This is a genomic window from Flavobacterium sp., assembly GCF_039930565.1.
GTDB lineage: Bacteria > Bacteroidota > Bacteroidia > Flavobacteriales > Flavobacteriaceae > Flavobacterium.
On sequence record NZ_JBDTTP010000001.1, the window covers coordinates 175674 to 188551 of the forward strand.

Sequence of the window (12878 nt, forward strand, 5' to 3'; positions counted from 1 at the left end):
AAATCCTTTTTACACAAGTGAAAAGGTTTTTTTTTATAAGAGATATTTCAGCTAAAAAAATATAAAGTATAGGTTAAATTATATAAATCAAAATGATTTTTGTTTACCAAATTTGATTGAAAATTTCGTACAATGAAAACATTTATACGCAATAACGGCTTATCAATCTGCTTTTTACTATTATTCGCAGGAGCAATGATTGGGCAAACCTATTTCGGCTTTCAGGAACATAATAAAGAAATCATACAAGATGGAAGCACTGCCATAAATCTATCTTCTTACCTGCTTTCGGGACATTTTATTCAGGCTACTTTTGAAAATTGGGAAAGCGAATTTTTACAAATGGCATTATTTGTTGTCTCTACCATTTTTTTAATGCAGAAAGGTTCCTCAGAATCAAAAGATCTTGACAAAGAGGAACAAGTAGACAGAGAACCCTCTCCTACCCGTAAAGATGTGCCCTGGCCCGTTAAAAAAGGAGGTTTCATACTTTTGCTTTACAAACATTCATTATCTATAGTATTATTTGTACTCTTCTTATTATCATTTATTGCACATTTTTTTGGAAGTCTTAAAGATGAAAATGAGCAATTATCATTAAAAGGATTGCCGTTCGAATCTGCAGCTGACTATTTGGGAGATTCGCGATTTTGGTTTGAATCTTTTCAGAACTGGCAAAGTGAATTCCTCTCCGTTTTTGCCATTGTGATTCTTTCAGTTTATTTACGTCAATTTGGTTCTTCACAATCAAAACCTGTTGATGCACCTGATAGGGAAACAGGAGAATAAAGAATCAGCGAATCATATAGCAAAAAAACGTACATAGTTAAAATTTCAATACTTATTTGTATTAAATGGTAATTGTACAAAACTGTAAGTGAATCTTATAAAATTGACTTTTATACAAAAGTTAAATTTGATACTCTGAATAATTCCGGTCATAAACACTTAATAATGTGACGGATAATCTAAATAAAATATCAAGCAGAAATAAAAAACTACAATCTAATCAAAAACATTTATATGGAAAATTTTCAAGACGAAAAACAGCGTGATTTGTCAATCAACAAATCAGATGGAACAAATAAGTTTCTCACTACTGATCAGGGGGTGCGTATCAATGATGATAATAATTCGCTTAAAGCAGGTGAACGCGGACCTTCCCTGCTCGAGGATTTTATCTTAAGGGAAAAAATCACTCATTTTGATCACGAACGTATTCCGGAAAGAATCGTACATGCCCGAGGATCAGGAGCCCACGGTTTCTTTGAAGTAACCAAAGCTATACCAGAATTGACAAAAGCAGGTTTTTTACAGCAAGTGGGATTAAAAACTCCTGTTTTTACAAGATTTTCGACAGTTGCAGGATCAAAGGGTTCTACCGACCTTGCCAGAGATGTAAGAGGTTTTGCTGTTAAATTTTATACTCAGGAAGGCATTTATGATTTAGTTGGAAACAACATTCCGATATTCTTCATTCAGGATGCTTCAAAATTTCCTGATCTTGTGCATGCTGTAAAACCAGAACCACACCATGAAATGCCACAGGCTGGATCAGCTCATGATACTTTTTGGGATTTTATTTCGCTAATGCCGGAATCTATGCACATGATTATGTGGACAATGTCTGACCGTGCGATTCCAAGAAGTTATCGCATGATGGAAGGTTTTGGGGTTCATACTTTCCGATTGATCAATGAAGCAAATGAATCCACTTTTGTCAAATTCCATTGGAAACCCAAATTAGGAACGCACGCCGTAGTCTGGGATGAAGCACAAAAAATTTCAGGTAAAAATTCAGACTTTCACAGAGAAGATTTATGGGAAGCTATTGAAACTGGTAATTTTCCGGAATGGGAATTAGGAATCCAGATAATTCCTGCAGAAGATGAACATAAATATGAATTTGATTTACTTGATCCAACTAAATTGGTTCCGGAAGAATTAGTTCCGGTAACTATTATCGGAAGAATGGTATTGAACAAAAATCCGGATAACTTCTTTGCTGAAACAGAACAAATCGCTTTTCATCCCGGACATGTTGTTCCCGGAATTGATTTTTCAAACGATCCGTTGCTTCAGGGAAGATTATTTTCCTATACAGATACACAACTTTCAAGATTAGGAGGACCTAATTTTCATGAAATTCCAATTAACAGAAGTGTAGCACCAGTTCATAACAACCAGCGTGACGGACACATGCGTCAGGAAATTAATGTTGGCCGTGTAAGCTATCATCCTAATTCGCTTGGAGGAGGCTGCCCGTATCAGGCAAAAATTGCTGAAGGTGGTTTTTCAAGTTTTAATGAACGCGTTGATGCTCATAAAGTAAGGGAAAGAAGCGAAAGTTTTGCGGACCATTTTGGTCAGGCAAAATTATTTTTCAACAGCCAGACTGATGTAGAAAAAAGCCATATCGTAAAAGCATTACGCTTTGAACTTGGAAAAGTAGAAACAACTGCAATCCGAATCAGGATGTTGGGACTTCTTTCGCAAGTAGATACCCAACTGGCTGAAAAAGTTGCAGTTGGACTGGGTGCAAAAGTTCCATCGGTTCTTGAAACTCCTGTAAATCATGGTGTATCACCTGAGAATGAAATGGGAAATCAGGAATCTCAGACTGTTGAATCTTCAGTTGCCAATTCTGATGCCCTTTCAATGCTAAAAAGTCCAACCAATTCCCCTATAATTGCTTCAAGAAAAGTAGCTATAATATGTTCAGATGGTGTTTCTGAAGCCGCAGTTATGAATATCAAAAGTGCTCTTTTAAAACAAGATGCAAAAGGTCTGGTAATTGCACCTCATTTAGGTTCAGTTCTTACTGATACTGACGGAGCGATTGCTGCCGACTTCAGTTTATTGACTGCATCATCTGTTTTATTTGATGCTGTATATCTTCCACATGGATTGGATGTCAATACTTTAGCAGAAAATGATGATGTATTGGAATTCCTGAACGATGCATATAAACACTGTAAAGTCATCGGAGCTGATGGTGAAGCTACAGGAATTCTAAGCGGGACAGCATTTGCTTCTAAAATAAGTAATGATGATGCAGGAATTATTTTATCCGGCGAACCGGCAACTGATTCTTTTGCAAAAGATTTTATCGGAGCTATGGGCGAACACCGTTTTTGGGAACGCGAAACCAACTTATACCTTTAACACTTAAAATTAAAAAATATGAAAAATTCAGAGAAACCTACTGAAAATAAAATTGCAGGAGCTAAAAGTAATAAAGATAATTTTGTAGCACCAGCTTCTGATGCCGCTACAGATTTAAGAGCTTTTTTTATTGACAGCCTTAAAGACATTTACTGGGCAGAAAATGCATTGGTTGGTGCTTTGCCTAAAATGGCTGAAAACGCTACAGATCCAGGTCTGTCAGGAGCTATATTAGAACATCTTGCAATTACAAAAAATCAGGTTGCAAGACTTGAAAAAGTTTTTGATTTGCTTGGAGAGAAAGCCGAAGGAAAAAAATGTGAAGCCATGGCAGGACTGCTGAAAGAAGGTGATAGTATACTGGAAGAAACTAGTCCCGGGGCAGTTAGGGATGCTGGTATTATAGCAGCATCGCAAAAAATTGAACACTATGAAATTGCAACTTACGGTACCTTATGTGCTTTTGCCAAATCACTTGGTGAAAATGATGCTGCAAAACTATTAACACAAACACTGGCAGAAGAAAAAGAAGCCGACTGTATATTAAATGATGTCGCTTTAAATAGTGTCAATACTGTAGCTGCTGAATAAATATTTTATGATTTGGACGCCAATAGCATCCAGAATAAATCTTATTTCAATTTTTTTTGACTTGAAAACATCTGTACTTTGTGCAGATGTTTTTCTATTTTATCAAATTTACTATGCACAAATTTGCTTTACCCCCATTAATACATACCTCCAGCAAAATATTGGTTCTGGGAACAATGCCGGGAGAACAGTCAATTGCCAGGCAACAATATTATGGAAATAAGGGAAACCATTTCTGGAAAATAATATTTATGATTTTTGATAAAAAGTATAGTGAATCTTATGATGACCGTAAGGAATTACTAAAAGCAAATGGCATTGCATTATGGAATGTACTGGCTTCCTGTATGCGTGAGGGCAGTAGTGATTCTAAAATTAAAAACGAAATTGTAAATGATTTTGAGAACCTACATATTAAATATCCCAATATCAGACATGTTTTTTTTGAAAGTAAAAGTGCTGCAAAGTTTTTCTATAAATACACAAAACCTTATATTACAATAAACTATCATATCCTGCCTTCGACAAGCGGTTTAAATGCCGGATTGAGTCTTGTACAGAAAATAGAAATGTGGAGAGAATTGGCAGAAACAGCCAAAAAATTATAAAACATTAAAGGCATGCTATTAAAAAGAAATGATGGCGCCACACAGCGCCATCATTTTTAAATTTTATCAAAAATTACTGTCAATAGTATTGACAATTATTTATTTTTTATCGATTTTATAAAGTCTTCCTTCATCAGTAACAGCGTATAATGCTCCGTCACTTCCTTGCGTAACATCTCTAAACCTTTGATTTTCTGAAGCAAGGAGTCTTTCTTCTCCTATAACAACATTATTTTCAATCGCAAGACGGGCAATATGCTTACCGCTTAAAGCTCCAATAAAAAGGTTGTTTTCCCATTCAGGAACTCGGTTACCAGAATAAAATGTCATTCCGCTTGGCGATATTACCGGATCCCAATAATAAACAGGCTGTTCCATACCTTCCTGTTTTTGAATTCCTGCGCCTATAACTTCTCCGCTATATTCGATTCCGTAAGTGATAGTTGGCCATCCATAATTACTACCTGCTTTTAAACGATTTAACTCATCACCTCCTCTTGGCCCATGCTCGCTCTGCCAAACTTCTCCGGTTACCGGATGCAAAGCTAAACCTTGTGGATTTCTATGTCCATACGTATATAATTCAGGTAAAGCTGTTTGGCTAAAAACAGGATTACCGCTTGCAGGCTGTCCATCTTTAGTAATTCTGACAACTTTACCAAGGCTTGCAGTAAGAGATTGAGCCAATGGTCTTGTCTCTAATACAGAACGTTCCCCGGTACTGATCATCAGATTATTATTTTTATCAAAAAGGATACGTCCTCCATAATGAAGATCGCTGGAATTTGCCGGAGTACTGCTAAAAATTACTGTAACTGTTTCCAACTTTTTCTCATCCGTAGATAATTTCCCCTTGGCAACCGCCGTAATGTTTCCACCTGCTACTGCTTGCGAAAAAACCCAGTAAATCATTCTGTTAGTGGCAAAGTCCGGATCAAGGCATAAACCTAATAATCCTCCCTGACCCGAAGCATTAACGGGAAGAACGCCTGTAATAGCAGCACTGATTTCGCCTGAAGGTGTTACAATACGTAATTGTCCTGCTTTTTCAGTTACTAAAAGTCTCCCATCAGGAAGTGTTTTTACTCCCCAGGGTTTGCTTAAACCGGTAGTAATAACTTTTCCTTCGTAACTGGTGTTAGTTTGTAGGCCACTTATACGTGTTTGCCCCTCAAATGCTGGCGGATAACTTGTATTAGGTGTGTTTGTTTCTACTGGATCAGTAACTGTTCCCGGATCTGGATTTCCGATTGGATCTTTATCATTAGAGCAACTGGACAAAATAAACAGTATACTGCAGAAAATTGAAATGTAGGTTATGTTTTTCATCGTTTTGGGAATTAAATTATAATTTTATAAAATTACTATCGCCTTATTTAAAACACCATCAATGTTTTTTTATTGTATTATAATTTGGTTCTGATCCAATAACAATACTTTATAAAAACAGTGTTGTCTTATTTTAATAGCAAATTTCATAAAAAAACGGTAGAAAAAATTTACATAATTTTAACTTAAATTTATACAATTAAACGTTAAACAGCAACACAATTATTTAAATATCAATTACATATGGATATCATAAGTTAATTTTGATAAATTAATTTGCCTCCAGCCTGAGTTTTTTGATATCTTTCAGAAAAATCTTTTTCCCTTTTAATTCAATGAGTCCTGATTTATTAAAATCAGATAAAAGACGTATACAGCTTTCGGTAGCGGTTCCAATTATTCCGGCTAATTCTTCTCTTGAAAGCTGCGCATTTAAAGCTCCTTCATCACTGATACCGAAAGTATCTTTTAAATACAACAATGTTTCTGCCAGTCTTTCTTTTACTGTTTTTTGAGCCATATCAACCATGTGATCATCAGATTTTTTCAGATCTTCACAAACCGATTGCATCAAATTCATCGAAAACTGATTGTTAGTGTTAAAAAAATGTATGATTTCACTTTTAGGAATAAAACAAACTTCCATATCTGCAACAGCTTTTGCTGATAAATTTGCAGGCTCGTTACTGATCATTGAGCGCTGACCTAAAAGCTCTCCTGATTTAACCAATTTTATGATCTGGTCTTTACCGTTGGAACTTAATTTAGAAAGTTTTCCAATCCCGTCTTTTACACAAAAAACGCCATTGGTTACTTCGCCTTCTTCAAAAATGGCTTCACCTTTTTTTATAGTGTGTGTCGTTTTACTATTCGCCAATTGCACAACTTCCTCTTTATTAAGCGCTTTTAGCGAACTAAGCTGCCTTACAATACATTGGTCACATTTGTTCATAGTAAAATTCTTTGCTCCAAAATTAAGGATAATTCGAGTTGATAACTCTACTACCAACTGAAAATTCATAGAAAATAATCTTTCTGAATAGTAAAACTCATTAAACTCTTTTGATTTACAAGTTTCAAACTTTTAAGTTCCTTATGATAAATATCATATTTATAACCTTTTGCTATTACAACCTTTGTAGGGTAAAAAAGCAAAGTTATGAGCGGGCAAAGTTGTTTTCATTGCGGATTGACCATTCCTGAAAACGAAATCATTTATTTTGATCAAAAAGAGTTCTGCTGTAACGGCTGTAAAACGGTTTATGAAATTTTCAGCCTTCACGATTTAACTTCTTATTACGATTTTGAAAAATCTCCCGGAGCCAGTCCACAGGATATTCAGGGAAAATATGATTTTCTGGATAATGAATCCATTCTTTCAAAGTTGCTGGAGTTTCAGGAAGAAAACACTGCTATTGTTTCGTTAAATATTCCACATATTCATTGTAGTTCCTGCATCTGGATTTTAGAAAACCTGAATAAAATACAAAGCGGAATCAGTACTTCACAAGTTAATTTTCCTGAGAAGAGAGTCCGAATCACATTTAATTCTGATACTATTTCACTTAAGGAAGTTGCCTGTTTATTGAGTTCTATCGGTTATGAACCTTACATCAGTCTGGAAAATTACGAAACGGGTAAAAAAAATATCGACAGAACGCTTACTTATAGACTCGGTGTTGCTTTTTTCTGTTTTGGAAATATTATGCTGCTTTCGTTTCCGGAATATTTTGAAATCAGGGAATTCTGGCTGGACAATTACAAACCGTTTTTCAGGTTTTTGATTTTTGTTCTGGCATTGCCCAGTTTTCTTTATTCGGCAAGAGGTTATTACATTTCTGCTTATCATAGCATTAAAACCAGAATGTTAAACATTGATATTCCGATTGCATTAGGGATTATCGTCATGTTTGTAAGAAGTACCTTTGACATTCTGATGGATTATGGCCCCGGATTTTTTGACAGCCTCACCGGCCTGATTTTCTTTATGTTACTAGGAAAAATGTTTCAGACCAAAACCTATAGTTTTCTAAGTTTCGAAAGAGATTTCAAATCCTATTTTCCTATTGCAGTCACCCGAATCAATACCGATTCATCCGAAGAAAGCGTTCCGGTTTATGATATTATTAAAGGAAACCGACTGTTGATCCGCAATCAGGAATTGATTCCCGTTGATGGTATTTTAATAAGCGAAAAAGCCGAAATCGATTATAGTTTTGTAACGGGAGAAGCCATTCCTGTTACCAAAAATTCAGGTAATAAAATCTTCGCAGGAGGCAAACATATAGGTAAAATCATTGAAATGGAAGTCCTTCATTCAGTTTCCCAAAGTTATCTCACACAACTCTGGAGCAATGAAATTTTTCAGAAAAAAGTCAATCAAAAACACAAAACCATAACAGATGCAATAAGTCGGTATTTTACCCCAATTTTACTGCTGATTGCATTTGCCGGTTTTGGATATTGGATTTTTATAGATGCCAATATTGCTTTTAATGTTTTTACTGCGGTATTGATTGTGGCTTGTCCTTGCGCATTGGCATTGACCGCTCCGTTTACTTTCGGAAATATTTTAAGAATCTTGGGCAAACAGAAATTGTATCTTAAAAATGCCTTGGTCATTGAGCAATTGGCAAAAGTTGATACTATTGTTTTTGATAAAACGGGAACTATTACCACCAATAAAAAATCGAATATTCTCTATGAATCCTCTCCAAACCTCTCCAAAGGAGAGAAGCCAGAATCAGCACTTTCTGATGAAAACAATATTCTTATAAAAAATGCATTACGAGCTTCCAATCATCCGTTAAGCCGAATGTTGTATGATTTTTTACCTGAAACCAAAAAGAGTAAGATTGATGATTTTCAGGAAATAACCGGTAAAGGAATTCAGTGTCTCATCAACAATCAAATGGTTCAGCTGGGTTCTGCAAAATTTGTTAACGTACCAATTTTAGAAATTACAGAAAGGGAAAAAACAGCTATTCACATTAAAATTGACGGAACATATTACGGCAAATTCATTTTTGAAAACCAATACAGAAACGGGCTTGAAAAACTGTTTTTTGATTTAAGTAAAAACTATCAGATAAAAATTCTTTCGGGAGATAATGATGGTGAAAGAGCCGCTCTTGCAACCATTTTGCCTACAAACACCGAATTAATTTTCAATCAAAAACCCGAGCAAAAACTCCATTACATCAAACAATTACAGGAAAAAGGATTCAATGTAATGATGGTTGGCGATGGATTAAATGATGCCGGAGCCTTGGCACAAAGTAATGTAGGGATTTCAATTTCAGAAAATGTCAATGTGTTTTCTCCTGCCTGTGATGCTATTTTAGATGCCAGTGAATTTTCACATTTGGATTATTTTTTGAAATTATCTCAAAAATCCATCAACATCATCAAGATGAGCTTTGTGCTTTCATTGCTGTATAATATTATCGGTTTGGGCTTTGCCATTACTGGAAATTTATTGCCGTTGGTTGCCGCAATCATTATGCCCTTAAGCACTATTACAATTGTAAGTTTTGTTACTCTTATGAGTAATTTTTATGCAAATCAAAAATAATAAGGATCACATCATAGTATGATATTTATCATATTTTAAGAAAATAGACCACACTAATTTTGTCAAAATAATTAAAGGATATGAGTGTCATTTACCTGTTGATTTCAGTCAGTATTTTCGTTGCCATCTGTTTCTTCATTGCTTTCATAATTGCAGTAAAGTCGGGACAATACGATGATGATTACACGCCATCCGTCAGAATGCTTTTTGATGACGAAACCAAAATAACTTCCCAAAATAATCAATCAACAACCAAAGAAAAACAAGTATAATTATGGAAATGGAACAGTTTTATTATGATAACAAAATTGTAAAGAAATTCATTTACGCTACCATTCTTTTTGGGGTAGTCGGAATGTTAGTAGGGCTAACCTTAGCGGTTATGTACCTTTTTCCCAACATCACTGACGGAATATCATGGCTAAGTTACGGGCGACTAAGACCTTTACATACCAATGCGGTAATTTTTGCCTTTGTCGGGAATGCCTTTTTTGCCGGAATGTATTATTCCTTACAACGCTTGCTGAAAGCCAGAATGTTCAGTGATTTTTTAAGCAATGTACACTTTTGGGGCTGGCAGCTTATTATCTTGGCAGCTGCCATTACGCTTCCTTTGGGATATACCTCTTCAAAAGAATATGCAGAATTAGAATGGCCTATTGATATTGCAATTGCATTGATTTGGGTCGTAATGGGAATCAATATGATTGGTACCATACTGCGTCGAAGAGAGCGCCATTTGTACGTCGCCATTTGGTTTTACCTTGCCACATTTGTTACCGTTGCCGTTCTGCATATTTTCAACAATATCGAAATTCCGGTTTCATTTTGGAAAAGTTACTCGGTTTACGCAGGGGTTCAGGATGCTTTGGTACAATGGTGGTACGGCCATAATGCAGTAGCATTTTTCCTGACGACTCCATTTCTAGGACTGATGTATTATTTTGTTCCCAAAGTAGCAAATCGTCCCGTGTATTCTTATCGTTTGTCAATTATTCATTTTTGGTCTTTGATATTTATTTACATCTGGGCAGGACCTCACCATTTATTGTATTCGGCTTTGCCCAACTGGGCTCAGAACTTAGGTGTCGCATTCTCAATAATGCTGCTTGCTCCTTCCTGGGGTGGAATGATAAACGGACTGTTAACTTTAAGAGGTGCCTGGGATAAAGTTCGTGAAGAACCGGTTTTGAAGTTTTTTGTAGTAGCGATTACAGGTTACGGAATGGCGACTTTTGAAGGTCCGATGCTTTCGTTGAAAAACGTAAACGCCATAGCGCATTATACGGACTGGATCGTTGCTCACGTACACGTAGGTGCTTTGGCCTGGAACGGATTTATGTCTTTTGGTATCATTTACTGGCTGATTCCACGAATGACAAAAAGCAAATTATTCTCGAATAAATTAGCCAATTTCCATTTCTGGATCGGGACTTTAGGAATTATTTTATATACCGTACCGATGTATGTCGCAGGTTTTCTTCAGGCTTCAATGTGGAAACAATTCAATCCGGACGGAACTTTAACTTATGGTAATTTTCTGGAAACCGTTACGCAGATTATGCCAATGTACTGGATGAGAGCGATTGGCGGAACAATGTACCTGATCGGAATGCTGGTTTTAGTTTACAACATCATTATGACCATTCGATCAGGGAATAAAATCGAAGACGAACTGGCTCAGGCTCCCGCTTTGCAAACGATTAAAAGCAGTAGAATTAATGGAGAAAAATTTCATAGCTGGTTGGAAAGAAAACCAATTCAGCTGACCATTTTGGCCACAGTGGCGATTTTGATTGGTGGAATTATACAGATTGTACCAACTATTATGGTGAAATCAAATATTCCTACCATTTCCAGCGTGAAACCATATACGCCTTTAGAATTGGAAGGTCGTGATTTATACATTCGTGAAGGTTGTGTGGGATGCCATTCACAATCTGTACGACCATTTAGAAGTGAAGTCGAGCGTTACGGACCACAGGCAAAAGCTGGGGAATTTGTGTACGATCACCCATTTCTTTGGGGATCAAAACGTACAGGACCTGATTTGCAAAGGGTTGGTGGAAAATACAACGACAACTGGCATTTCAACCATTTCTGGAATCCACAAAGTACTTCTGCAGGATCTATTATGCCAGGTTATAAATGGCTTTTTGATAATGAACCAATGAATATTTCATTGACGCAAAAGAAGATGGAAGCTATGGTTTCATTAGGAGTTCCCTATTCGGATGCTGAAGTTTCCAATGGGTTGAAGGACTTGAGAAAACAAGCGATTTCGATAGAAAACAATCTGAAAAATGATCCTGATTTTGTAAAAAGTTATGAGGAAAGCAAAAAAAGAGCGTTAGCCAAAGGAGAAAAATTTGTTCCAATGAACGAAAGGGAAATTGTCGCTCTTATTGCTTACATACAAAGGCTTGGAACAGATATTAAAGTAAAAGAAACTTCTAAATAACAGTAGTATGTTCGAACAAATAAAACACAATATGGAGACGATTGCAGGTGTAGAAATTTACCCGATTCTTTCACTCTTGATTTTCTTTTTCTTTTTCGTAGGATTAGGTTTTTGGGTTTTCTCTTACAAGAAAGATAAAATTCAGGAAATGAGCGAGATTCCATTAAACGATAATTCAATTTTATAATTTCAAAAGATAAATAGAATGAAAAAATTACTTCCAGTATTTGTATATCTAAGAGTACCGCTGGTTTTCCTTACTGTTTTTGGTTTGGTAGAATATTGTATCGATTCAGGCGATCGACCTGCGTTTATCAAGTTTCCAATGGTATTCTTATTTTTAGTAGTATTTCTGTTTGTTTTGATTGCAATCGAAATTACGCTCAAAGCCGTTAATCAGGTAATGTACCAATTAATGACTCCTGAAGAAAAAGCCAAAAAAGAATATGATGACAGTCTGGCTTTAAAAGAAAAGGATTGGTATAAAAACCTGATGCAAAAGCTGACCAGAACACAGCCTATTGAAAAAGAAGGCGATTTGCTGATGGATCATGATTATGATGGCATTAAGGAATTAGATAATAATTTACCCCCATGGTGGCTGTATTTATTTTACATCTCTATCATTTTCGGTGTAATTTATTTTTTAAGATATGAGGTATTTGGAGCGGATAATCAGGAGATGGAGCTTAAAATAGAAATGGCACAGGCAAAAAACGAGGTCGAAGAATACCTGAAAACTGCTCCCGATTTAATGGATGAAAAAACAGTTGTTCTACTGACTGAAGCTCCGGACCTGGATGCCGGAAAAGAAATTTTCACGACCAATTGTGCAGCCTGTCACAGAGCAGACGCAGGAGGTCAGATTGGTCCTAACCTAACCGACAACCATTGGATTTTAGGAGGCGGAATCAAAAATTTATTTCACACCATAACGAACGGAGGGCGCGATGGTAAAGGAATGATTTCCTGGAAAGGAACTTTAAAACCTAAAGAAATTCAAAAAGTAGCCAGTTATATTTTGTCATTACAAGGAAGCAATCCTAAAGATCCTAAAGCACCAGATGGTGAAATCTGGAAAGATGAAACTGCAACGAAGAAAGAAATCCTCAAAACTGAAACAACAGCCAGCACCGAGATTAAAAAATAA

General features: G+C 36.0%; 11 protein-coding genes. 9 read left to right on the forward strand and 2 right to left on the reverse strand.

The annotated features are described in order from the left end of the window. The first annotated feature begins 132 nt into the window (after nt 1-132). The 4 genes from ABI657_RS00585 (at nt 133) to ABI657_RS00600 (ending at nt 4364) form a co-directional block, all read left to right on the forward strand. A complete protein-coding gene (locus ABI657_RS00585; RefSeq protein WP_348095286.1) occupies nt 133-789 on the forward strand; it encodes a DUF6766 family protein in 657 nt (218 codons plus the stop codon). A 234-nt stretch (nt 790-1023) separates the two neighbouring features. Further along, nucleotides 1024-3165 carry a catalase gene (locus ABI657_RS00590; RefSeq protein ID WP_348095287.1) on the forward strand — a complete coding sequence of 714 codons (2142 nt, stop codon included), beginning with the start codon at nt 1024-1026 and terminating at the stop codon, nt 3163-3165. A gap of 18 nt (nt 3166-3183) precedes the next feature. Then, complete coding sequence (locus ABI657_RS00595; RefSeq protein ID WP_348095288.1) at nt 3184-3756, forward strand: ferritin-like domain-containing protein; 573 nt, start codon at nt 3184-3186, stop codon at nt 3754-3756. A 113-nt stretch (nt 3757-3869) separates the two neighbouring features. Continuing rightward, nucleotides 3870-4364, forward strand: coding sequence for a DNA-deoxyinosine glycosylase (locus tag ABI657_RS00600; RefSeq protein WP_348095289.1), 495 nt, complete (start codon nt 3870-3872; stop codon nt 4362-4364). A 99-nt stretch (nt 4365-4463) separates the two neighbouring features. Here ABI657_RS00600 and ABI657_RS00605 read toward each other — a convergent pair whose 3' ends face one another. Beyond that, complete coding sequence (locus tag ABI657_RS00605; protein WP_348095290.1) at nt 4464-5693, reverse strand: PQQ-dependent sugar dehydrogenase; 1230 nt, start codon at nt 5691-5693, stop codon at nt 4464-4466. 271 nt (nt 5694-5964) lie between these two features. Further along, complete coding sequence (locus ABI657_RS00610; protein ID WP_348095291.1) at nt 5965-6645, reverse strand: Crp/Fnr family transcriptional regulator; 681 nt, start codon at nt 6643-6645, stop codon at nt 5965-5967. A gap of 207 nt (nt 6646-6852) precedes the next feature. Here ABI657_RS00610 and ABI657_RS00615 point away from each other — a divergent pair, with 207 nt between their 5' ends. The 5 genes from ABI657_RS00615 (at nt 6853) to ABI657_RS00635 (ending at nt 12878) form a co-directional block, all read left to right on the forward strand. Then, on the forward strand, nt 6853-9267 hold the full coding sequence (locus tag ABI657_RS00615; RefSeq protein ID WP_348095292.1) for a heavy metal translocating P-type ATPase metal-binding domain-containing protein: 2415 nt from the start codon (nt 6853-6855) through the stop codon (nt 9265-9267). Between the two features lie 80 nt (nt 9268-9347). Further along, complete coding sequence (gene ccoS / locus ABI657_RS00620; protein ID WP_348095293.1) at nt 9348-9539, forward strand: cbb3-type cytochrome oxidase assembly protein CcoS; 192 nt, start codon at nt 9348-9350, stop codon at nt 9537-9539. Between the two features lie 2 nt (nt 9540-9541). Continuing rightward, nucleotides 9542-11728 carry a cytochrome-c oxidase, cbb3-type subunit I gene (gene ccoN / locus ABI657_RS00625; RefSeq protein ID WP_348095294.1) on the forward strand — a complete coding sequence of 729 codons (2187 nt, stop codon included), beginning with the start codon at nt 9542-9544 and terminating at the stop codon, nt 11726-11728. 7 nt (nt 11729-11735) lie between these two features. Next, nucleotides 11736-11915 (forward strand): CcoQ/FixQ family Cbb3-type cytochrome c oxidase assembly chaperone, encoded by a 180-nt coding sequence (locus ABI657_RS00630; protein WP_348095295.1) that lies wholly within the window; start codon nt 11736-11738, stop codon nt 11913-11915. Between the two features lie 18 nt (nt 11916-11933). Then, entirely contained in the window at nt 11934-12878 is a 945-nt protein-coding gene (locus ABI657_RS00635) for a cbb3-type cytochrome c oxidase N-terminal domain-containing protein (protein WP_348095296.1), read from the forward strand.